This is a genomic window from Haloferax gibbonsii (genome assembly GCF_001190965.1).
Taxonomy (GTDB): domain Archaea; phylum Halobacteriota; class Halobacteria; order Halobacteriales; family Haloferacaceae; genus Haloferax; species Haloferax gibbonsii.
Genome location: NZ_CP011949.1, coordinates 18,055 through 39,117 on the forward strand (window position 1 = coordinate 18,055; position 21,063 = coordinate 39,117).

At 64.3% G+C, this 21,063-nt stretch carries 20 protein-coding genes and 1 tRNA gene; 12 read left to right on the top strand and 9 right to left on the bottom strand.

Annotation, left to right across the window (positions count from 1 at the left end; genetic code table 11):
- Positions 1-138: 138 nt before the first annotated feature.
- Positions 139-1,140, bottom strand: a complete 1,002-nt coding sequence (locus ABY42_RS17020) for a DsbA family protein (protein ID WP_050460246.1) — start codon at positions 1,138-1,140, stop codon at positions 139-141.
- Between the two features lie 367 nt (positions 1,141-1,507).
- Between ABY42_RS17020 and glmS the strand changes: the two genes are divergently transcribed.
- Together glmS and ABY42_RS17030 are read left to right on the top strand one after the other, a co-directional pair.
- Positions 1,508-3,316 carry a glutamine--fructose-6-phosphate transaminase (isomerizing) gene (glmS, locus tag ABY42_RS17025; protein WP_050460247.1) on the top strand — a complete coding sequence of 603 codons (1,809 nt, stop codon included), beginning with the start codon at positions 1,508-1,510 and terminating at the stop codon, positions 3,314-3,316.
- A gap of 24 nt (positions 3,317-3,340) precedes the next feature.
- Entirely contained in the window at positions 3,341-5,050 is a 1,710-nt protein-coding gene (locus ABY42_RS17030) for an asparagine synthase-related protein (RefSeq protein WP_004977870.1), read from the top strand.
- A 169-nt stretch (positions 5,051-5,219) separates the two neighbouring features.
- Here ABY42_RS17030 and glmU read toward each other — a convergent pair whose 3' ends face one another.
- The 3 genes from glmU to glmM all read right to left on the bottom strand — a co-directional run bounded on the left by glmU (position 5,220) and on the right by glmM (position 9,486).
- A complete protein-coding gene (gene glmU / locus ABY42_RS17035) occupies positions 5,220-6,401 on the bottom strand; it encodes a bifunctional sugar-1-phosphate nucleotidylyltransferase/acetyltransferase (RefSeq protein ID WP_050460248.1) in 1,182 nt (393 codons plus the stop codon).
- A 114-nt stretch (positions 6,402-6,515) separates the two neighbouring features.
- Positions 6,516-7,883: a succinylglutamate desuccinylase/aspartoacylase family protein gene (locus ABY42_RS17040; protein WP_050460249.1), complete on the bottom strand. Its 1,368-nt coding sequence runs from the start codon at positions 7,881-7,883 to the stop codon at positions 6,516-6,518.
- A 277-nt stretch (positions 7,884-8,160) separates the two neighbouring features.
- On the bottom strand, positions 8,161-9,486 hold the full coding sequence (gene glmM, locus ABY42_RS17045; protein WP_050460250.1) for a phosphoglucosamine mutase: 1,326 nt from the start codon (positions 9,484-9,486) through the stop codon (positions 8,161-8,163).
- Between the two features lie 391 nt (positions 9,487-9,877).
- Between glmM and ABY42_RS17050 the strand changes: the two genes are divergently transcribed.
- From ABY42_RS17050 to ABY42_RS17060, 3 genes are all read left to right on the top strand, one after another.
- Complete coding sequence (locus ABY42_RS17050) at positions 9,878-10,108, top strand: helix-turn-helix transcriptional regulator (RefSeq protein WP_004977866.1); 231 nt, start codon at positions 9,878-9,880, stop codon at positions 10,106-10,108.
- Positions 10,109-10,225: 117 nt separating this feature from the next.
- Positions 10,226-11,251: a rhodanese-like domain-containing protein gene (locus ABY42_RS17055; RefSeq protein ID WP_004977865.1), complete on the top strand. Its 1,026-nt coding sequence runs from the start codon at positions 10,226-10,228 to the stop codon at positions 11,249-11,251.
- 439 nt (positions 11,252-11,690) lie between these two features.
- Positions 11,691-12,410 carry a hypothetical protein gene (locus tag ABY42_RS17060; RefSeq protein ID WP_050460251.1) on the top strand — a complete coding sequence of 240 codons (720 nt, stop codon included), beginning with the start codon at positions 11,691-11,693 and terminating at the stop codon, positions 12,408-12,410.
- 296 nt (positions 12,411-12,706) lie between these two features.
- Here the strand turns inward: ABY42_RS17060 and ABY42_RS17065 are convergent.
- A tRNA-Met gene (locus tag ABY42_RS17065) sits at positions 12,707-12,781 on the bottom strand.
- A 249-nt stretch (positions 12,782-13,030) separates the two neighbouring features.
- On the opposite strand from ABY42_RS17065, the gene ABY42_RS17070 reads away from it, so the two are divergent.
- On the top strand, positions 13,031-13,672 hold the full coding sequence (locus ABY42_RS17070) for a hypothetical protein (protein ID WP_050460252.1): 642 nt from the start codon (positions 13,031-13,033) through the stop codon (positions 13,670-13,672).
- A 30-nt stretch (positions 13,673-13,702) separates the two neighbouring features.
- Here ABY42_RS17070 and ABY42_RS17075 read toward each other — a convergent pair whose 3' ends face one another.
- A complete protein-coding gene (locus tag ABY42_RS17075) occupies positions 13,703-13,924 on the bottom strand; it encodes a hypothetical protein (RefSeq protein WP_049905312.1) in 222 nt (73 codons plus the stop codon).
- A 205-nt stretch (positions 13,925-14,129) separates the two neighbouring features.
- Here ABY42_RS17075 and ABY42_RS17080 point away from each other — a divergent pair, with 205 nt between their 5' ends.
- From ABY42_RS17080 to ABY42_RS17090, 3 genes are all read left to right on the top strand, one after another.
- Positions 14,130-14,882, top strand: coding sequence for a pirin family protein (locus ABY42_RS17080; protein WP_004978417.1), 753 nt, complete (start codon positions 14,130-14,132; stop codon positions 14,880-14,882).
- 96 nt (positions 14,883-14,978) lie between these two features.
- A complete protein-coding gene (locus ABY42_RS17085; protein WP_050460253.1) occupies positions 14,979-15,986 on the top strand; it encodes a ring-cleaving dioxygenase in 1,008 nt (335 codons plus the stop codon).
- A complete protein-coding gene (locus tag ABY42_RS17090) occupies positions 15,986-16,690 on the top strand; it encodes an alpha/beta hydrolase (protein ID WP_050460254.1) in 705 nt (234 codons plus the stop codon). Before ABY42_RS17085 ends, ABY42_RS17090 begins: the two co-directional genes overlap by 1 nt.
- A gap of 101 nt (positions 16,691-16,791) precedes the next feature.
- On the opposite strand, the gene ABY42_RS17095 is transcribed toward ABY42_RS17090, so the two are convergent.
- From ABY42_RS17095 to sod, 3 genes are all read right to left on the bottom strand, one after another.
- On the bottom strand, positions 16,792-17,376 hold the full coding sequence (locus ABY42_RS17095; protein WP_004978409.1) for an NAD(P)/FAD-dependent oxidoreductase: 585 nt from the start codon (positions 17,374-17,376) through the stop codon (positions 16,792-16,794).
- Between the two features lie 81 nt (positions 17,377-17,457).
- Entirely contained in the window at positions 17,458-17,646 is a 189-nt protein-coding gene (locus ABY42_RS17100; RefSeq protein ID WP_050460255.1) for a hypothetical protein, read from the bottom strand.
- 226 nt (positions 17,647-17,872) lie between these two features.
- On the bottom strand, positions 17,873-18,475 hold the full coding sequence (gene sod, locus ABY42_RS17105; protein WP_050460256.1) for a superoxide dismutase: 603 nt from the start codon (positions 18,473-18,475) through the stop codon (positions 17,873-17,875).
- A gap of 296 nt (positions 18,476-18,771) precedes the next feature.
- Here sod and ABY42_RS17110 point away from each other — a divergent pair, with 296 nt between their 5' ends.
- The 3 genes from ABY42_RS17110 to ABY42_RS17120 all read left to right on the top strand — a co-directional run bounded on the left by ABY42_RS17110 (position 18,772) and on the right by ABY42_RS17120 (position 20,955).
- Positions 18,772-19,833, top strand: coding sequence for an ABC transporter ATP-binding protein (locus ABY42_RS17110; protein WP_231608400.1), 1,062 nt, complete (start codon positions 18,772-18,774; stop codon positions 19,831-19,833).
- Entirely contained in the window at positions 19,830-20,669 is an 840-nt protein-coding gene (locus ABY42_RS17115) for an ABC transporter permease (RefSeq protein ID WP_082220718.1), read from the top strand. Before ABY42_RS17110 ends, ABY42_RS17115 begins: the two co-directional genes overlap by 4 nt.
- Before the next feature lie 106 nt (positions 20,670-20,775).
- Complete coding sequence (locus ABY42_RS17120; protein WP_042665533.1) at positions 20,776-20,955, top strand: hypothetical protein; 180 nt, start codon at positions 20,776-20,778, stop codon at positions 20,953-20,955.
- Positions 20,956-21,063 lie beyond the last annotated feature (108 nt).

Here is a 21,063-nt window from a genome sequence, read left to right on the forward strand (position 1 = left end):
AGCGATGCTGTTGTCGCAAGCACAATAACTGTTGGAAGAATAACTTGTGTGGCGGTGTGAACTGCGCCGCTCACGACTCCCTCGGCCGGTGCAGGCGGCTCACACCCGAAGAATAAGCCTCGACAGCGCCGGGAAGAACTAGAACGCGTCGTCGCTGTCCGATTCGGTCGTCTCGTTGGTTCCGAACGTCGTCGAACTGTTGTTCGCCGTTCCGGTCTCGTTTCCGCCGGCCGACGACCCGAACGAGGTGCCGTTCTCAGTCGAGTTCCCGCCGAACGTGGAGTTGTTCTCGGTCGTCGTTCCGCCGAACGTCGACCCGCCGTTCGCGACCCGTTCGAGTTGTTCCCTCGTCGCTTCGGGGTCGACCGTCGGTGCCGTCACCCCGCCGTCGGAGGCGACTCGGGGGACGGTCGTGATGTCGAGTTCGGCCGCGCTGTCGGCGGACAGCTGGACGCTCTGGGCGTACGCGCGCGACCGAATCGCCCGCCGAATCTGGTCGATGCCGTTCGCGTCCGCCGCCTCGGCGAATCGGACGAGATTTTCGGTCGTCGCCCAGTCGCGACGCTCCTGCGGCTGGTTCGCGAAGACGTAGGAGAAGTACGTCCAGAACGACTCGGGGTCGATGTTCCAGACCGCGAGCCCGGCTTCGCTCGCCCGGGGCGCGTCCGGCCCGAGGTACGGCTCGCCGTCCATGTACGCCACGTTCCGGAACTCGATGGAGAGGTCGCCGGTCGCGACGAAGTCCTCGACCAACCCGCCGAACTGCCGTCGCACGAACTCCTGGGTGTACGGGCACTTCCAGCTCCCGTAAACGGTCACCGTCGTGTCGGCCGTTCCGATGGTCGGATACCGCGCGTCGGTCTGCAACGACGGGAGCGCGCCCGTCTGGAGCTCGAACGACGGGTCGGACACCGTCTTCGGACGCATCTCGACGGACGCGTTCGCGTCGGTCTCGTTGCCCGCGGCCGTCCGCGTCTCGGGTTGCGGGGTCGTCGTCTGCTGTTCCGGCTGCCCCGTCGGCGTGTCCGCCCCGCCGGTGTTCGCCTCCTTGGCGAAGCTCGCACAACCGCTCAGCGAGGCGATGGCCGCGACGCCGGATAGTTTGAGAATACTCCGTCTGTCTGTCTCTCGGTCAACCATACTCCACACCTGGGCGTGAACGGCATTATTATCGGCCGTGTAAGGCGTTCCGGCGCGCGCTCTGCGGCCTGTTCGGTGCCTAATTCGTCGTTCGACCCGCCGATGCCACGTTTCCGAGAAACCGCACGACAGCGACGCGCTTGCTTCGGTTGTGGAGTCGCCGCCGTCCCTTAGCGCGTCTATAGTAATGGCCGCTTCTCCGTATCGTGGTTTCACGGACAGCCCAAGCCGCTGACCCCACAAACCATGACACATCAGAAACAACACCGGGGGGAGTCGAACACCTCCGCCCCGTCCGCCCTGAACCGACCACAGCCAACGACGACCGGGACCGCGCGTGTCTCGCAGTCCTCGGAGGGACGCTAACATGTGCGGAATCATCGCTCACGTCGGTGAGAAGCGGGCTATCAGCCCGCTCGTGACCGGACTCGAGAAACTGGAGTACCGCGGCTACGACTCCGCCGGTATCGCGGTGAAAAACGGCTCGGGACTCGACGTGTGGAAGTGCTCGGGGCAGGTTTCCGACCTCAAGGACACCATCGACGGGGTCGAATCGAGCGCGACCCTCGGTATCGGCCACACGCGATGGAGCACCCACGGGCCGCCGACCGACGAGAACGCGCACCCGCATACGAACCAGACGAATCAGGTCGCCGCGGTCCACAACGGCATCATCGAGAACTACGCGACGCTCAAAGAGTCCCTCGAAGCGGAGGGATTCGAGTTCACGAGCGACACCGACACCGAGGTCATTCCGAACCTCGTCAGCCACTACCTCGACCGCGGAAACGAGCCGCTGGCGGCGTTCGAGCGCGCGGTCGACGCGCTCGAAGGGAGCTACGCCATCGCGGTCGTCGTCGACGGCAACGACTCCATCTACGCCGCCCGCCAGGGGTCGCCGCTCGTCCTCGGCGTCGACGAGAACAGCTACTATCTCGCCAGCGACGTGCCCGCCTTCCTCGACCACACGAGAAACGTCGTCTACCTCGAAGACGGCGACACCGTCGAGGTCCGCGCCGACGGCGTCGACATCACCGACGAGGACGACGAGACGGTGCGGCGCGAAGTCGAGACGGTCGACTGGAACCCCGACGAGACCGGAAAGGGGCAGTTCGACCACTTCATGCTCAAGGAGATTCACACGCAACCGACCTCGCTCCAGAAGACGCTCGAAGGGCGTCTCGACCCGGAGGCGGGCGATATCGACCTCGACATCGAGACCGATCTCTCGGACGTCGACTCCGTCCAACTCGTCGGTTGTGGCACGTCGTACCACGCCGCGCTGTTCGGTGCGAGCCTCCTGAACCGCTGTGACGTTCCGGCGCGCGCGATTCGCGCGAGCGAGTACGACCTGACGACGGGGTCGCTGACGGACAACACGCTGTTCATCGCGGTCACCCAGAGCGGCGAGACGGCGGACACGCTCAGCGCGCTTCGGCAGGTCAACGAGGAGGGCGTCGAGACGCTCGCGGTGACGAACGTCGTGCAGTCGACCGCCGCCCGCGAGGCCGACGAACCGATTTACATCCGCGCCGGCCCCGAAATCGGCGTGGCCGCCACGAAGACGTTCTCGTCGCAGGCGGCGGTGCTCACGCTTCTCAGCCAGCACCTCTCCGACATCGTCGACTCCGGCGTTCCCGCCGACAACCTCGACCGGCTCGTCTCCGATATGGCCGAACTCCCCGACGCCGTCGAACAGGTGCTCCAGACGAGCGACGCCAAGCGGCTCGCGCGCGAGTACCTCGACATGAACGCGTACTTCTTCATCGGCCGCGGGCTCGGCTGTTCGGTGGCCAAGGAGGGCGCGCTCAAGTTCAAGGAGATCACCTACGAGCACGCGGAGGGGTTCGCGTCCGGCGAACTCAAACACGGCCCGCTGGCGCTCGTCACCGACCGAACGCCCATCTTCGCGGTCTGTACTGACGGCAGCGGCAAGACGGTGACAAACGCCGAGGAGGCGAAGACCCGCGGTGCGCCCATCGTCGCCCTCGGTCCGTCGGACCATCAGATAATGGACACCGCGGACGAACAGCTCTACGTTCCCGACAGGCATCCCGTCTGTGCGAACCTCCTCGCGAACGTCCAGCTGCAGCTCCTGTCGTACTACTGCGCGACCGAGTTGGACCGCGAGATAGACAAGCCGCGAAACCTCGCGAAGAGTGTCACGGTCGAATAACCTCACGGAGACCAGCCACCCACAATGAACAAAGAACTGTTTGGCGTCCTCGACGACGACGGGGCCTTCGACGACCTCGCGTCTCGGTCGAGCTTCGACTGGGTCGCCGACGGCGAGCGCGCGACCGTCGCTATCCGCGACCCCGCACTCGGGTTCCCGGGACGCTCATCGACGTATCGAGACGAGCGAGGGAGCTGTATCGTCTGGGGCGAGGCGTTCTCCCCCGACGACGTTTCGACCCCGACCGCGGAGTACGCCTTCGAACGGTACGCCGCGGTCGGAGCCGACGCGTTCGGTGAACTCAACGGGTCGTTCCTCGTGTTCGTCGAACTCGACGGCGACGCGGTAGTCGCCTCGGACCCCGCCCGCACGTGGCAGTGTTTCTACACCGACACGCCCGACGGGCGGGTGTTCGGCACGAACCCACAGCGCGTCCTCTCGGCGGCAACCGGGCTGGAAGTCGACACCCGCGGCCTCCTCGAATACATCCACATGGGGGTCGTCGTCGACGAGCGGACGGTCTACAGCCGACTCAGCTGTATCCCGTTCGACGGCTACTTCACCGCCGACGAGTCGGGGACGCTCTCCCGGTTCGTCTACGACCCCGCCGACCCAGACGAGTTCGACTACGTCGACGAGCTCGCGGCGCGCCTCGAACGGGCGATAGCCCGCCGGTCGAACTTCCCCGGCAAACAGGGCGTGCTCCTGAGCGGCGGCTACGACTCGCGGGCAATCGTCGCCCAGCACCCCGACATCGACGTCTGTTACACGCTCGGCGCGGCCGACCACCCCGAAGTCGAAGTCGCCCGGAACATCGCGAACCAGTACGGTGCCGACCACGAGACGCTCGTCCCCGACGACGACTACATCAACGTCGACGAGGACGTCATCGAGTACTCGCTCGGCACGCGCGAGTCGGTCCACGTCCACCACGCGGGCTGCGACGAAACGATGGACGCCGACACCGTCTTTCACGGACTGCTCTTCGACACGTTCCTCCGCGGACATTTCCTCCCACAGAACGTCGTCGAAGTGTTCGGTAATCGGTTCCCGTTGCAGGGTCTGGACCCCGACCCGGACCCCGCCGAGGTGCTGTCGTCGAAGTTCGGCTACCACCCGGCGTGCGACCACGTCTTCCCCGAGTGTTACGACGAGTTCGACACGAGCATGGAGTTCATCGACGACGTCGTCGACGAGCAACTCGACAAGTGGTCGGACCGATACGACAACGTCTACGACAGTATCGAACTCATCGGAATCCAAAACCAGCCGTCGGTCCCGTTCCACTTCGAGCTATCGGACAACTACATCGAGTCGTTCGTCGCCGCCGACGCCGAACTCATCGACTGGCACCTGAAGACCCCGCCCGAAAAGCGCAACACGAACACGATGATGGCGGCGATGCGGAAACTCAACCCGGATATCTTCCGCCACCGGCCGCCGGACAGACCGCACAACTCGTTCAGGAAGAACCAAATCGAGAAGTTCGTCCGCCGGAAAGTCCCCGGTATCGAGCCGTTCAGTTCGCCGTGGCCCGACATGGAGGCGCAGTACGACCGGAACGAACTCGACCGCAAACTGTTCCCCGGCTACCCGAGCATCCACGAGCTTCCGGTCAGGGTCAAGCTCCGAATCAACGACATCACCACGTGGATGAACGCCGCGGACGACGACAGCGTCCTCACCCCCAACGACGTGCTGTGTCCGCCGGTGCGGATGCTCACCGACTCCTGAACTCCGCAGCTCTTCTTCCCGTCAGTCCGTCTCGACGACGCGCCCGCCGGCCCCGCAGTCGCCCCATCCAGACATCGACACCTGCGGGTGTTGGTGTCGGTGTCGGTGCCGGCATCGACAGCGCGTGACCTACGGGAGTAAACGAGCGGAAAAAGAGCGACCCGTCGCGTTATCGGTCGGTCGACACGGTCTCGCCGGGCATGGTACGAGCGCCTTCGGAGAGTTTCACCCCGGCGTTGAGCGCCGTGTTGATGCCGGTCTTCGCGTCGTCGCCGACGACCGCGCCGAACTTTCGGCGGCCGGTCGAGACACGTTCGCCTTTGACCGTCACGGAGACGGCCTCGCCGTCGTGGCGGAGGTTGGCGACGTTCGTCCCCGCGCCGAGGTTGACGCGGCGGCCGACGACGCTGTCGCCGACGTACGAGAGGTGGCCGACGCTCGTCTCCGCGAGGAGGACGCTGTTTTTGATTTCGACGGCGTGGCCGACGTGGACGTCGGGTCCGACGAACGTGCACCCGCGAACGTACGCGTTCGGTCCGACCGTCGCGCCCGCCGAGATGTAGGCGGGCCCCTCGACGACGGAGCCGTCTCTGACGGTCGCCCCCTCCTCGACGACCACGTCGCCTTGGACCGTGGCGTCGTCGCTCACGTCGCCGTCGACGCGGCGGTCGAACGTTCCGAGCTTCCACTCGTTGGCTTCGAGGAGCTCCCACGGGCGTCCAACGTCCATCCAGCGGTCGAGCGTCACCGGAGAGACGTTGAACCGGTCGATGACCCGGTCGAGAACGTCGGTGAGTTCGCGCTCACCGCGCTCGCTCAGCGGGACGTCGAGCATGTCGCGGGCCTCGGCGGGAAACACGTACGCGCCGGCGTTGACGAGGTCGTTCTGCGGGGCGTCGGGTTTCTCGACGATTTCCGCCACCGCACCGTCGCTGACGTTCAACACGCCGTAGTTGGAGGGGTTCGGGACGCGGACCGACGCGATGCTCGGTGCCGCGTCGAACAGGGCGTCGATTCCGGCGGGGTCGTAGAGGTTGTCGCCGTAGAGGACGGCGAACGCGCCGTCGATGTGCTCCTTGGCTGCGCGAACCGCGTCTGCGGTCCCCTGCTGTTCGTCCTGTTCGACGTAGGAGACCGGGACGCCGCGGTAGGACGAGCCGAAGTACTCGCGCACCGTCTCTTGGCCGTAGCCGACGACCATGACGAGTTCGTCGGCACCGGCTTCGACCGCCGCCGCGGCGGTGTGGCCGACGATTGGCCGTCCGGCCACGGTCAGCATCGGTTTCGGAACCTCGTTCGACAGCGGGCGCATTCGCGTGCCGCGTCCGGCCGCCAGTAGAATCGCTTGCATACCCCGCCGTAGTCGAACGACGGGCGTTATTATACGCGAGATAAGCGGTCGTTGTCGGCGGTTTTCGGCGAGTTCGTCGCGTTAGGCGCGTCGTAGTGGTTCAGCCGTAGCCGGTCACCCGTGGTAGACGCCGTGTTGCCAGAGCAGGTCGCGGGCGACGGCGACTTCCCACGTCACGGCGTCTTCGAGGGTCGTCCCCTTGCGGGTCGTCTCGACGATGTAGCCGGGGAGGTGCAGGTCGCCGTACACCTTGTGGATGAAGAGCGGACGAGAGCCGTCGAGGGAGTTCCCGCAGTCGAAGTCGTAGTACGACGGGTACTCCGAGGGGTCGATGTACTGCTCGTTGACGTAGTCGCACGCGCTTGCGGCGTTCATCGGGGTCGCGCGAGTCGGGAAGACCGCCTGGCCGACTTTTCCGTCGTGCTTGTAGATGCCGCTGGAGCTGTGAAGGTCGACGACGACGTCGGGGTCGTGCGAGACGAGTTCGTCCCAGAGCGCCCGCGCGAGCCGGGACGTGGGTTCCGCTCCGGTGGGGAACTGTCGGTTCAGGTCGCCGTCTTCGGTGTACCGCGCCCCGATACTGATTGCGGGCGCGTTCGCGTAGGGGACGACGACGAGCTTGCCGCCGGTCGGGCGGAGATGCCTGAGTTGGTCCGCCGCGCGGTAGCCCTGCGGCTCCTCGCCGTGGATACCGCCGACGACGAACGCCGTCGGGCCGGGCTTTCCGGAGTCGATGACGTGGACGGGCGTCTCGTAGTTCGTTCCCGGAAGGAGCGAGTGGGTGCGTACCGACCCCGCGTTGACCCGGTCGAGACGGGTCCGAACCCAGCCGAGGATGTCGCCGTAGTTGCCGTCCTTGTGGTCTCGAAGCAGGCGAACTCGCGGCACGCCCGAGATGCCGTAGCGGCCGGCTTCGTCGGTCGCCGAGCGGACGAGGCTGTCGTAGCGGTCCTCGTAGGCGCGGTTGGCGATTTTGGTGATGTTACGGACGCCCGCGAGGTCCATGTAGGACTCCAGCCGGGCGTGGGTGTACGTCTTGGTCGTGAAGTTCCAGAACATGAACTCGAAGAACCGCCAGAAGTTCTCCGGTTCGACGTCCCAGACGCCGTGGGCGGCGCGGGCGGCGCGGGCTTCGCCCTCGTCGTCGCCGACGAGGTAGGTGTCGATGGCGTCGGGCTTGTACGAGAGGAGTCGGACTTCGAGGTTGAGGTCGCCCGTCAGGACGTACTCGCGGACGACGTCTTCGAGGTTGTGCTGAACGAAGTACTGCGAGGAGCCCGACAGGAAGTTCACGTAGACGACGAGCGTCGGGTTCGAATCGTCGGTGCCCATCGTCGGGTAGAGTCGGTCACTGAGGTACGGTGCGGTTCCGACGACGCCCGGCGAGAACCCCGCTGCGGCGTTCCGAGTTCCGACAGTTCCGAGCAGCGCGAGTCCGCCGGCGGCGGTGAGGAAGGTGCGACGAGTAAATTCCGCGTTCATTTGTATCCGATTTACTGAACGTCATAAAACGGAGAAACACCGTGCCTTCACATATCCAGTCTTTTTATATCCATGCGGACAACTACCGCACTGAATTCGGCTGATTTGTGGGCGTGTCACCCATTCGCTGGCCACCCAATTTCGATACTCCAATTCTACGCGGGAGCGAAGTTGCCTCTCCGGTCGCGTCACTCGGTGGTGAACCTGAGCGTGTAACCGAAGTAGCGTTCGTCGTACCGGAGGAACCGACGTTCGAGGTCCGGGTCGACCCCCCGGTTCAGGTACGGACGGGGCCGGTACGAGACTCGACGAGCGCCAGCGCCTCGTCGAACAGCCGGTCGGTCGCCGCTTCCGTCCGACCTTCGGCGGTGACTCGCACGAGCGGTTGCGTTCCGCTCGCCCGGACGAGGAACCACCCGTCGTCGGTCTCGACGCGGAGCCCGTCGCGGTCGTCGATGTCGTCGTACTCCTCGCGCACCGCCGCTTCGACGCGTTCGAGGACGCCCGCTTTGTCGCTCGTCTCGACGCTCTCGCGGCGAAGCGGGTAGGCGTCGATGTCGTCCACGAGGTCGGCCAACGGGCCGCGCCGCGAGACGAACTCGACGAGTTTGCACGCCGCGAGCGGGCCGTCGGGACAGGGCGTCTCGTCGGCCCAAATCCACGCCCCGGAGGGCTCGCCGCCGAAGACGACGCCCGGCTCGGCGCACCGCTCGGCGACGAACACGTCGCCCACGCGCGTCCGGACCACGTCCGCGCCGACGGTCGCGACCGCGTCGTCGACGGCGAGGCTCGTGTTCACCGGAACGGCGATTCGGTCGCCTTCTGACGCGGCCTCGCGCCCGAACAGGGCGAGGAGCGCGTCGCCGTCGACGAAGTTCCCGTCGCCGTCGACGGCCATCATCCGGTCTGCGTCCCCGTCGTGGGCGATACCGAGGTCCGCGTCGGTCGCGGCGACGTGGGACTTGAGCCCGCGAAGCGTCTCGTCGGTCGGTTCGCTCGGGCGGGCGGGGAATCGACCGTCGCGCTGGCCGTTGAGCGTCGACACCGTACAGCCGAGGTCCGAGAGCGCGTCCGCCGTGAGCCGCCCCGTTCCGTTGCCGATGTCGACGACGACCGAACAGGGGTCTTCGAGGTCGACGCTCGATTTGAGCGCGTCGCGGTGGCGGTTTTCGATGCTTCGGTGTCGCTCGGTTCCGACGCCGTCCCACGCGGCGAGTTCGTAGTCCTCGTCATCGATACGGCGCTCGATGGCGGCGCGCTGGGCCGAATCGAACGCCCGGCCGGACGCGGTCCAGAGCTTCACCCCGTTGTCGGTCGGCGGGTTGTGCGAGGCGGTGATGACGGCACCGGCGTCGGCGTCGAACCACTCGACGGCGCGGGCGATAGACGGCGTCGGCAGGGTTCCGAGTCGGAGTACGTCGATTCCGCACTCCAGAAGCCCGGCGACGAGTGCGTGTTCGAGCATCGTTCCGCTTTCGCGCGCGTCGCGACCGACGACGACGCGCCCGGTGACCTCGCTACCGAGCGCCCTTCCGATACAGAGCGCCACTTCAGCCGTCACGTCTTCGCCGACGGCACCGCGAACGCCGCTCGTTCCAAACATACTCCGCACGTGGGCGGCGGGGTTCCTTACTATGGGATGAGTAAGGAACCGCTGGGTCGGGGCGTTCGCTCCCGAGAGGGCGCAGTTGGCGGGTCGGCTATCGCCCGGCGTCCGCTGGTCGGCAGTCGCGGAACGATGGCGCGTTCGTCCGGGTCCGCGTGGTTTCGCGCGTTCGAGCGGTCAGAGCGACCCCCGTTTATGATGTGTCTATTCGCGCGGTCGCCGTCGGTGCTGAGAGCGAACTCCGAGAAACGACCGTTTCACACGTTCTAGGGGTTCTTTAGAACCACAACTATCTCCGAAGTTCATGTAGGGTGCGCCCGTGGCATCCCCTATGTGCGTACACGAATTAACCGCGATTCAACGCGATTTGCTGTTCGTTGTGCGAGGAATGAGCGACTCCTCTGGACAGACCATCAAGACCGAACTCGAAAAGACGCAGGGGCGCGACCTGCTCACGGGCCGCGTGTACACGAACCTGAACGAACTCGTCGACAAAGACCTCGTCCACAAAGGGAGCAAGAACGGACGGACCAACGAGTACTCGCTGACCGACGAGGGCCGCGAAGCGGTCGAGACGCGCCGCCGCTGGGAGAAGCGGTATCTCAAGCAGACCGCGTGAACGGCGGTTTAGCGGCACGATACGCCCGTCACTCGTAGCCCGCCTTTCCACGCGAGTAAGGGTGCACAGCGCTTACTCTGTATATAATAAACCACTACTGGTCAGTACGGATGGGTGATGACAGAACGACAGTCGAGCCGCAGACGGTTCCTTCAGTTGACCGGTGCAGCGACGATTGCCGGGCTCGCGGGCTGTTCGAGCGGGTCCCCCGAATCGACGCCGTCCACGTCGACCCAGACGACCACCGCGAACGCGACGCAGACGACGACGCAAACGACGACGGCCGCGCCCGAAGACCGGATGCGAGGACCCCGCGAGGGCGACGACCTACCGCAAGACCCCAAACCTTCGGACGGCTACCCGCCTGAGTTCGACACCGTGCCGGAAGAGCGGTCCATCGACACGAGCTCCTACGATACGCTCACGCGAGAGGTGCACGACGTGACCGTCGAAGTTCCGCTCGTTCCCATCGAGGACGCGTACTACTGGTACGCGCGCGGGGAGGCGCGCTTCGTCGACGCCCGCAGCGAGACCGGATACGAGGTCTCCCACGTCTTCGGATCCGTGCTCAGCCCCGCACCGGACGGGCGGACGCTCGACCCCACGGACGACTGGAACGAGGCGGACCGCGTGGTGACCTACTGCCACTGCCCGCACCACCTGTCGTCGCTCCGGGCGGCGATGCTGCTCGCGACCGGCTTCGAGAACGTGTACGCCATCGACGAGGGATACCAGGCGTGGCTCGACCGCAACTACCCGCTTGCGGGGTCCGACACGAGCCGGGATTACACGGTTCGGACTATCGAAGGCGAGACGAGCCGCCTCGACGCCGGTGAGACGGCGTGGGCGTTCCACCCGCAGACCGACCAGGTCGAAGCGACCGAAATCGAATCCGACGGCTCGTACACGCTCGAACTGAAGTTCGTACAGGTCGACGCCCAGAGCACGATTCAGGTCGAGACGCCGAGCTATGCCATTCAGGCCCCGCTGGGCGAGCTGACGAGCGGAACTGTCACGGCAGACACGGGAACGCCGGCCGAGCAGACGAAGGCCACTTCGAACTCCACGAACGGGACGACGAACGGTACTGCCACGAACGATACCGCGACGAACGACTCGTTCTCGCTGAACTGGCGAATCTGACCGGTCAGCTACCGGGAGAACATCGAACACCGACCCCTCGCTGATTCTGTGAGCTCCGATTTCGAGTGAGAGACGAGAAGTATCCGAAAATTGTCTATATTTGTTGCGTCGTTGTCGGCAGGAGACAACGAGGATTAGCAATTTGTCGGTTATTCTCTGAGAGTAGAGGATAAACCATATAGCGCGATACAAAATTCATCATTCGCGGCTCGACCTCTAGGCAGTCTACGACGACGTGTTCTCATGCGGCTCGAAGGGCGGCACGCGGCGAGTGAGATGCCAGAGCGCACACCCAAGACTATCCCTCTCGTCGTGGAACGAATCACTCATGCAACCGTATCCACCGACGCCTCATCTCGGAGACGCCGCCGACGAGTTACTGTCGAGCGGTCACCTGTGGCTCCGTGAGTACGTCGTTGGTCCCCGGTTGCGGTTTCAGATGGAACCGTCGGGGCGTCTACTGTTCGGCGACCGAGACCGAGTCTTCGACGACGTGCCTCCGCCGTACGAATCCGCCGTTCGGCACGTTCGAGAGCGGTTCGACCGCGACGCGTTCCACGACGCGGTCGACGAGCCGGGAGCGTACGTCTTCTTCGGCGTGGCACCGTGCAATGTCGGTATCGACTACGACTGGGAGCGAATCCCGGCATTTCTCGGCTGGACCATCTGGAGCGGGGCCAAGGAGCGACTGCTCCCCATCGACAAAGCCGAGCAGGTGTTCGAACGCCTGGGTCTGACGCCGCTGAACACCTTCCAGAAGGAACTGAACGTTCGGGATTTCCACCCGGAGCGACTCGACATCCCCGAATCAGCGTGGTACGCCGGACCCGCCGCGGGTGTCGTCATCGAGAACCGACGCGGTGGACGCGCACTCGTCGAAGACACCGCCGTCGACGAGAGACGCGACCACGAGCCGATACGAGGCGAGCCAGCGGAACTCGCCGACGCCCTCGTCACCGACGCCCGAGTCGGCCGCGCCGTCGAAGCCGTCGAAACGTCCCAATCGCCCACGACCGCCGAGGTTCACGCACGCGTGTTCGAGAGCATCGTCCGCGAGGAGTACCTTCGACTCGACAACGGCCGCGTCGACTGGGAGGCGTTGCGGTCCGCAGTCGGGTCGGTCGTCGCCGAGAAACGCGGTAAGTCGGCCGATTACTGAGTTGTCAGTCTCCTCTCCGAACCCGGTCTTCTCTTAATCGTCGGGGAAAGCGGCCTCACTCACAACGTGAAGCGCTGCTCACTAGTTCGACTGACTGGCTATGAGGCCGACCTCGTGGGCCGCGCCGAGCCGAGACTCGGCGCTTAGGAGTTGCGGTCGGCAAAACCATAGCGGGAGGTAGATTTGAACCCCGGTCGCTGACGCTCCCCGGTTCAAATCTACTGAGCTATGTGGCCGACCTCGTGGGTCGCGCCGAGCCGAGACTCGGCGCTTAGGAGTTGAGGTCGGCAAAACCATAGCGGGAGGTAGATTTGAACTACCGATCTCCGGGTTATGAGCCCGGCGGAATCTCCTGGCTATCCCATCCCGCTACTACATCGAACTCGATTGCTAGTGGTAAGGCTTCTGTTTCGGATACGGTGTGTCAATTCATTTTGATTTAGGTTCCGGTACCTGCGGGAGACTTCGGACTTCTCGTGAGTTCTTTTTGCGCCCGAACCAGAGGCGCGGCGGTCGCATCGCGACTCGTTGAAAGAGAGCTATATACCGGCTGATTTTGAAGTACACTAACGGTGACACATCCAGACGAGAGCGAGTCCGTCGTAGCGTGGACTGCGGGGATGGCTGGCCTTCGAGAACTCCCGTGGCGTGTCGCGTTCAACGGCATCGATTTCGGCCGCGTGTTGTGGTGGTCGGTATTTGGCGTCGTCCCGGCCGCTCTCCTGACTTTCGGCGCGCTCGCCGGTGACCGCGCCCCGTTCGTGTACAGTATGTACTGCGCGGTGGTACTGACGGCAGTCCTCCAGAGTTCGGAACGGTTCATCGGTATGAGCGTCGCGCTCGACGGTGACGCCGGCGAACTCGAAAGCACCTACCACATGGGTGACCCCTCGCTGTTTCGGAGCGACGAGGACGTGACGATCTCACTCGCGGACGTTGAAACTGCCCGGTTCGTGACCATCGGGAACCGGACTGCGGTCCGGCTGTACTACGAGAAATCGTTCGTCAACAAGCCCTCGATGTTTCTCGTCCCGGACGAGGTCGAATCCCAGTTCCGCGAGGCACTTCGACGATACGACGTTTCGATTTCCGCTGACTCGGCGCTGAAGTCGGCCGACCGGGTGTGGGGGCGGTTCGCCGTGACCACTCTCTTTCTGAGTGCGATTCCGCTCGGTACGGTCTTCGTCTGGCCCGCCGGTTCGGTGCCGTTTCTACTCGCCGTGTTCGGACACGCCGCGTTCGTACTGCGGCAAGGGTGGTGACGCCTTGGAGTCGTTCTGGCGCGGACGTACTCAAGGGAAAAGCGATAGTAAGTCGAGAAGAGCCTGTTTCACCCGCTCGTTCGAGACCACAAGTCCGACCGCGAACATGAGCCAGACGACGACACCGACCGCGACCGACGTTGCAACGCCCGAACCGGCAGGGCCGAACACGTAGACGATTCCCGCGGCTCCAAGACCACTCAGCGTGACGAACAACCAGTTTCGCCGTGGCGTCCATCGACTCGTCTCCATCAAACTACCCCTCGTGTCAGTAAGAACAAAATGTTTGCCACCGAACCGGTCGGCCCGAAACCAGAGTCGCCGTTTCGCGAGGTCCTTCCGAGTTGGTCGGCCGCTCGGTGCTTCTCCGGGACTCTCACCCGGTGACACCGACGTCACCTGCTTTCGGTCACGTCGCCGAGAAGGTATATAGATTCGACGCGTAGGTGCGTGCGTAATGAAAGTCGGCTCCGAGACGAAGCTCTACAAGGCGGAGCGAACCGACGTCTCCCAGAATCAGGGGAAGTTCCGGACCCACTTCAACTTCCCCGGGCGCGCCCTCCCGGACCACGCGGACCACGGCTACGGCCCGCTCGCGACCATCGTCGAGTCGTTCATGGACCCCGACACCCACATCGCGATGCATCCCCACCGCGACGAGGAAATCATCTCGTGGGTGCCCGCCGGCGTGATGCGCCACGGCGACCAAGACGGAAACGACCTCGTCACCGACGCCGACCACCTGATGGTGATGAACGCGGGCGAGACGTTCTGGCACGAGGAGTTCACCCGGGCGGACGACCCACCGCTGCGGATGCTCCAGATGTTCGTCCGGCCCCACAGCCTCGGGCTGGAGCCGAACATCCAACACGAGCCCATCGACGCCCCCGTCGAGGGCGAGTGGCGGCATCTGTTCGGTCCCGAGGGCTCCGACGCGCCGCTTTTCGTCCGCAACGAGGTCGACCTCTTCGACCTCCGCCTCGACGCCGGGTCGAGCGCCGACCTCCCCGACATCGAGGGCCGGGACGCGTATTTCTACGTGTTCGACGGCGCGGTCGAGGCCGCGGGCACGCGCTTCGGGAAGACCGAAAGCGGCCTGCTCGTCGACGACGACGGGCTGACGCTCACCGCCGACGAGGACGCCACCGTCGTCGCGTTCCTGATCGACCCCGACGCGCCCGTCACCCGACAGGGAACCATCGGCCGCTGACCGTCCTCTCGCGACTACTGTATCCACCGCCACCGTACCAACGCCAGCACCTTCACCCTCCATCCACCCATTCACCGAGACAAGCCACCCAATTCGATGCTCACAGACACCGCCGGAATCCACCACGTCACGGGAATCGTCCGCGACGCGCAGGCGAACGTCGACTTCTACGCGACGACGCTCGGTCTGCGCCTCGTCAAGCAGACGGTGAACTTCAACGAGAAGTTCACGCGCCACCTGTTCTACGGCGACGAGACCGGCTCGCCCGGAACGGCCCTGACGTTCTTCCCGTACCCGGCCGAGGAGCCGGGACGCCCCGGCACGCCCCAGATTCGAACCGCGTCGCTGGTGATTCCCCCCGACGCCGTCGACTACTGGCTCGACCGCCTCGCCGACCGCGGCGTCGAAGTCGACGGCCCGTTCGAGCGGTTCGGCGAGACCGTCCTCCGGTTTTCGGACCCCGACGGGACCGACCTCGAACTCGTCACCGGCGAGTCGTCGGTCGAACCGTGGTTCGACGGCCCGGTTCCCGCCGAGCGCGCGATTCGGGGCATCCACGGCGTCACGCTCCACTCGACGAACCCCTTCGTGACCGCCAGCGTGCTCGATACGCTTGGGTTCGACCTCGTCGAACAGGAGGGCGACCGCGTCCGCTACCGAGCGCCGGGCGACCGCGCGACCGTCGTGGACCTCCTCGATAGGGACGGCGAGTTCGGCCGCGAGGGCGCGGGGAGCATCCACCACGTCGCGGTCCGCGTCGAGGACGAAGCCCAGCTGTACGAGTGGCACGACCTGTTCCGCGAGCGCGGCTACGACGTGTCGCGGGTGAAAGACAGACACGTGTTCCACTCGCTGTACGTCCGCGAACCGGGCGGTATCCTGTTCGAACTCGCGACCGACGGCCCCGGTCTCACGTTCGACGCTGACCCGGAGACGCTCGGTCAGTCGCTGTACCTCCCGCCGTGGCTGGAGGAGGACCGCGAGATGATAGAAAGCCAACTGCGCCCGCTCGACCTCCCGGTTGGCGTCGGAGGCGACGAGGCCGCTGGAGGCGCTGAGGACAACGACGGCGTCGGATCCAGTCGCGACGACGGACTGAACTGATGTCCCGCCGCCCAACAGCGCCCCGGTCCGCGACCGACCCCCACGAGGGGCAGGAGATTGCGACCGCGGGAGCGCCCCCGCAGGTCGCCGACGCGGCGGTGGTCCTGCTCCACGGCCGCGGGTCGAAGGCGCGGCACGTCCTCACCCTCGTCGACGAGTTCCTCCACCGGGGCGTGATGTACCTCGCGCCGCAGGCCGCCGGGAGTTCGTGGTATCCGGCACCGGCCATCAGTCCCATCGAGCGAAACGAACCGTGGCTCACCTCCGCGCTCGGTCGGGTGTCGGCCGCGCTCGACATCGCCGCCGACGCCGGGATTCCGCCCGAACGAGTCGTCTTCTTCGGGTTCTCGCAGGGCGCGTGTCTCGCCGCCGAGTTCGCGGTTCGAAACCCACGTCGGTACGGCGGTCTCGTCGCGCTCTCGGGGAGTCTCCTCGGACCCGACCTCGGGAATCGGACCCACGACGGCTACGACGACGGCGACCAGAACGGTCACAGCAGCGATGACGACCTCGACGGCACGCCGGCCTTCTTCGGGAGCAGTCGCGACGACCCTCGCGTCGACCCCGAGCGAGTCGAGGCGTCGGCCCGAGTCCTCGCGGCACTCGGGGCCGACGCGACGAGCCGGCTGTACGAGGGGCTGGGACACGCCATCAACGACGACGAGATTCGGGTCATCGACTCGTTCATCGAGCGACTCGGCTAGCGAGACAGGCGAGTCTCCGGAGTCTCGGCGAAGAAAAAACGAGAACTCGAAGTCGCGAAGTCGCGAAGTCGCAGTCGGAAAGTACGACCGCGGGGTTGCGATTAGACGTCGTCGATGAGGGAGCCGTAGACGGACTCGGCGTCGGCGGGCACGTCGAAGTCGTGGTAGTGCTCGCCCTTCTCTTTCGAGAGGATGTTGAGGGCGGCGGCCGCGCCGTCGCCGGCGGAGATGACGGCCTGCCACTCCTCGGCGCGGACCATCGCGCCCGTGGCGTAGGCGTCCTCGACGCTCGTCTCCATCGTCACGCCCACGTCGACGAGGTCGTCGTCGAACGCACAGCCGAGGGACTCCGCGAGGTCGCGGTTCGCGCCCGTGGCGAGCACGACGTAGTCGGCCTCGTACTCGCCGTCGTCGGTCGTGACCACGAAGCCGTCGTCGCTCTCGCTCACGTCGGTGACTTCCTCACCCTGGTGGCGTTCGGCGTCGAAGTGGTCGACCTGCGTGCGGAGCGTCTCCATGTAGTCCGAACCGTCGATGGAGCCGATTCCGGGGTAGTTGAACAGATGCGCCTTGTGCATCCACGTCTTGTCGGTGTCGAAGACCGTCGTGGAGAGCCCGTTCTTCGCGGCGAAGAGGGAGGTTGTCAGACCAGCGGGACCGCCGCCGATGACGATTACGTCTGCCATGTTCCATGCACTAGCGTACTGGATAAAGAACCCCAGCAAAGCGGATATTTTGTAGTACTCTCGATTACGCGCTATCGCGGTTCATTCGTCTAACTGCGACTCGGCGAACGAGACGGCGAACTGGTCGCGCATCTCTCGGCGGAGCATCTCGCTCATCACCTCGTAGACGACCGGTTGCGGGTATTTCTCCAGCAACCCGGCGAGTTCGACGGCGCAGTCGGACTTCAGGGCGGCAAATTCGGCAGTCCACGGTGGATTACTATTACTCATTAACCGCACATTCTTTCCCGCGTAGTTATGAATTTTGCTTGAAACAAACGAGAACGGTCGATGGTGTTAGTCGCACCGCTCGCCGGAACACGTGCTGGACGGTCGGTAGAAGGGTGCCGGTCTGGCGGGACGAACTCGCCCCGCCGGATGCCCTGTGTTGGGCACCCTTTCACGGTAACCCGTGGTGGTCGCGCGGGAAACGGTGGGTTCGTTCTGTTACGCTACGTTACTCGAAGAGTTCGACGGCCTGGTCGTAGCGGGCGGCGGGCTCGTCCCAGTCGACGACCTCGAAGAACGCGGAGACGAAGTCGCCGCGGGCCGGGCCGTAGTCGTGGTAGTAGGAGTGTTCCCAGACGTCCAGCGCGAGGATGGGGTGGGAGCCCCAGAGCGCGCCCTGGTCGTGCTTGTCGACGACGACGTTCCGAAGCTGGTTCGAGAACGAGTCGTAGACGAGAAGCGCCCAGCCGCCGGCCGCGCCGGCCGCCGCTTCGAATTCGCCCTTCCAGGCTTCGTAGGAGCCGAAGTCCTCCGCGATGCGCTCTGCGAGCGCGCCCTCGGGCTCGTCGCCGCCTTCCGGCGACATGTTCTGCCAGAACAGGTCGTGCAGGATGTGTCCCGAGCCGTTGTGGGTGACGTTACGAAGCGCGCCGGCGGACGAGCCGAACTCGCCTGCTTCGCGGTTCTCGGCGAGGGTCTCCTCGGCCGCGTTCCAGCCGTTGACGTAGCCCTGGTGGTGGGTGTCGTGATGCCACGTCAGCACCTGCTCGGAGATGTGGGGCTCAAGCGCGTCGTACTCGTACGGGAGGGGGTCAAGTTCGTAGTCTGACATTGGTGTTCGCAGTTAGACCGAGGGACCGAACACACATGTACTTTCGCTGAACGCGATTTACGTAGTGGATGTGATAGTTCGCGCTCGCACCTCGACCCACGATTTACTAGCTCTTGGGGGAGTGTCTGCGGGCCGACGAGTAGGACGCTTTCAAACAGACGAATCCGAGTCGTTCGTCTGGTTCGAGATTTGGGAAGACGCACTCTGCGGGCGGAATAAAACCGTGGCTTCGCGGAGTTGTCGTTCGTGTTTGGTAGCCAACAATTTATTATAGTAGACCGCCGTCACGAACTGACGTGCTCGAAGAGTTCAACTATTCGTCATTACAATCTGATGGAGCGGTTCCTCCCTCTGAACCGGGCCCTATCGCACTCTCGGTGTCAGACCTCCACAAGCAGTACGAGGGTAGCGATGGCCGGGTCACGGCAGTCGAGCAAGTGGACTTCGACGTCGAGCGGGGCACCGCCGTCGGGTTGCTCGGACCCAATGGTGCCGGGAAGACGACCACGATTAAATCGTTGCTCGGCCTCATCGTCCCCACAAACGGAACGGTCCAGATTCACGGGACTGACGTACATGACGAACCGGAGCGCGCGTACCAACACATCGGGGCGATGCTGGAGGGCGCTCGGAACGTCTACTGGCGGTTGACGGTTCGGGAGAATATGCGGTTTTTCGCGGCACTCGCCGGAGAGTCGACGGGGCAAACAGAGCGACGTCAACAGGAACTGCTCGAGAAGTTTGGGCTCACAGACAAAGCTGACTCGACCGTCAGAGAACTCTCACGGGGCGAAAAGCAGAAAGTCTCGCTCGCCTGCACGCTCGCGAGGGACGCCGACGTCGTTCTGCTGGACGAGCCGACGCTCGGACTCGATGTCGAGAGTTCGCTCGAGCTGCGCAAGGAGCTTCGTCGTCTGGTCACGGACCAAGGAACGACGCTTCTCCTGTCGAGCCATGACATGGACGTCATCGAGGACATCTGCGATCGAGTTGTGGTGATGAATGACGGTGAGGTCGTCACTGACCAGAGCGTCTCGGACCTCCTCGATGTGTTCGACATACAGTCGTATCGTATCGTAGTCGATGGGACGCTCTCACAGCGGGTCCGTCAGTACCTCTCAGCTCAGTTCGACGCGGACTCGTTCGAGACGAGAGGTGATTCGACCCAGTTTTCGGTCCGCGTCAGCGGCGACGAGTTCTACCGACTCGTCGACGGACTGCGCGAGGTCGGGTGCGAAATCGAGTCGTTCACTTCGGTCGAACCAGACCTCGAGGAGATATTCATCCAACTGACAAACCAGTCTTCGGAGGGCTCACTCGGATCTGGCCGCCCACCACAAATGGACACGCAGACATGAGTTCGGAGCCAGCGCACTCGACTAGCCTCGGTGGGACGAGGACACTCGTCGGCCTTGGTCGCCTCCTCTGGGAGGTCATCAGAAAACAGTTCACCGTGATGTTCCGGTACCGCGTGAACTTCGCCATCAACGTGGCGACGATGTACGTGTTCTTCGCCATCGTCTTCTTCGGCGGACAAGCGGTGGTGGGCGGAATCGGTGGGTCGCCACAATCGCTCGATTCGACGCTCAACGGCGTCATCGTCGGTTGGTTCCTCTGGACGATGGCGCAAGGCGCGTACTCCGGTCTCTCGGGGAACATCACACAGGAGTCCCAGTGGGGAACCCTCGAACAGCTATACATGTCTCCGTTCGGATTCGGCCGCGTCATGCTCCTGAAAGCGGCCTCGAACGTGATTCAGAGTATGGCTATCGGCGGAGTTATCCTCGTGCTCATGCTGGTGACTACGGGACGGACGCTCTCGGTCGACCTGCTCACTATCGCCCCCGTGGTAATCGCTTCGCTACTTTCGGTCGTCGGAATCGGGTTTGTGTTCGCGGGCCTCGCGCTTATCTACAAGCGAATCGGAGCGGTTTCGAACCTCATGCAGTTCGCGATGGTCGGTCTCGTGGGAGCCCCAACGGCAGACGTACCGGCCCTTCGGCTACTGCCGCTCGTCCAGGGGTCCGCGCTCCTCCAGCAATCGATGCGCCGCGGGATTCGGCTGTGGGAGTTCTCGGCCGAAGAACTGTCCGTCCTCCTCGGGGTCGGTGTCGGTTATCTCGTCTGCGGATACGTCGTCTTCAAGTACTGCTCACGGGTCGCTCGTCGCCGCGGTGTCATGGGACACTACTGAGTGACCACCCACGGGGTATCGGCCAACTCTCCCCAGTGACGACACGAGCTGAATTTATAACTAATTGCCATTAGTTTTATAACATGTCGTTTAGATATACAATTTGATGTCAGTTGCATTGGACATCGACATTGCACGTACTGTTGACAAATCACACTACGACGGCCTCTTCGGGTCGATCATCTCCGATAAGTTCGAGATGTCCCACGACAGCACCGGGACGGCGTCGTGCTACCTCCCGTGCCACACGGCCTCGAAGCTCCCCTGCTGCGACACCACCAACTGAGGTGTTCCCGAAGCTTCTCCGCGTCGCTCGACCGCGGAGAAGCCCATCGGTTTTTCTGACGGCTCGCAGGCGCTTTCCGATTCACTCCGTAGCGTACCGATTCACATC

What these genes read in the sequence shown, in the direction of transcription:
- ABY42_RS17075 (WP_049905312.1), bottom strand. Translation starts at nt 13,924, where the DNA reads ATGGAGACGAGTCGATGGACGCCACGGCGAAACTGGTTGTTCGTCACG.
- ABY42_RS17050 (WP_004977866.1), top strand. Translation starts at nt 9,878, where the DNA reads ATGAGCGACTCCTCTGGACAGACCATCAAGACCGAACTCGAAAAGACG.
- ABY42_RS17020 (WP_050460246.1), bottom strand. Translation starts at nt 1,140, where the DNA reads ATGGTTGACCGAGAGACAGACAGACGGAGTATTCTCAAACTATCCGGC.
- ABY42_RS17080 (WP_004978417.1), top strand. Translation starts at nt 14,130, where the DNA reads ATGAAAGTCGGCTCCGAGACGAAGCTCTACAAGGCGGAGCGAACCGAC.
- ABY42_RS17040 (WP_050460249.1), bottom strand. Translation starts at nt 7,883, where the DNA reads ATGAACGCGGAATTTACTCGTCGCACCTTCCTCACCGCCGCCGGCGGA.
- ABY42_RS17055 (WP_004977865.1), top strand. Translation starts at nt 10,226, where the DNA reads ATGACAGAACGACAGTCGAGCCGCAGACGGTTCCTTCAGTTGACCGGT.
- ABY42_RS17120 (WP_042665533.1), top strand. Translation starts at nt 20,776, where the DNA reads ATGTCAGTTGCATTGGACATCGACATTGCACGTACTGTTGACAAATCA.
- ABY42_RS17070 (WP_050460252.1), top strand. Translation starts at nt 13,031, where the DNA reads ATGGCTGGCCTTCGAGAACTCCCGTGGCGTGTCGCGTTCAACGGCATC.
- ABY42_RS17085 (WP_050460253.1), top strand. Translation starts at nt 14,979, where the DNA reads ATGCTCACAGACACCGCCGGAATCCACCACGTCACGGGAATCGTCCGC.
- ABY42_RS17115 (WP_082220718.1), top strand. Translation starts at nt 19,830, where the DNA reads ATGAGTTCGGAGCCAGCGCACTCGACTAGCCTCGGTGGGACGAGGACA.
- ABY42_RS17030 (WP_004977870.1), top strand. Translation starts at nt 3,341, where the DNA reads ATGAACAAAGAACTGTTTGGCGTCCTCGACGACGACGGGGCCTTCGAC.
- ABY42_RS17090 (WP_050460254.1), top strand. Translation starts at nt 15,986, where the DNA reads ATGTCCCGCCGCCCAACAGCGCCCCGGTCCGCGACCGACCCCCACGAG.
- ABY42_RS17095 (WP_004978409.1), bottom strand. Translation starts at nt 17,376, where the DNA reads ATGGCAGACGTAATCGTCATCGGCGGCGGTCCCGCTGGTCTGACAACC.
- glmM (WP_050460250.1), bottom strand. Translation starts at nt 9,486, where the DNA reads ATGTTTGGAACGAGCGGCGTTCGCGGTGCCGTCGGCGAAGACGTGACG.
- glmU (WP_050460248.1), bottom strand. Translation starts at nt 6,401, where the DNA reads ATGCAAGCGATTCTACTGGCGGCCGGACGCGGCACGCGAATGCGCCCG.
- ABY42_RS17100 (WP_050460255.1), bottom strand. Translation starts at nt 17,646, where the DNA reads ATGAGTAATAGTAATCCACCGTGGACTGCCGAATTTGCCGCCCTGAAG.
- glmS (WP_050460247.1), top strand. Translation starts at nt 1,508, where the DNA reads ATGTGCGGAATCATCGCTCACGTCGGTGAGAAGCGGGCTATCAGCCCG.
- sod (WP_050460256.1), bottom strand. Translation starts at nt 18,475, where the DNA reads ATGTCAGACTACGAACTTGACCCCCTCCCGTACGAGTACGACGCGCTT.
- ABY42_RS17060 (WP_050460251.1), top strand. Translation starts at nt 11,691, where the DNA reads ATGGAACCGTCGGGGCGTCTACTGTTCGGCGACCGAGACCGAGTCTTC.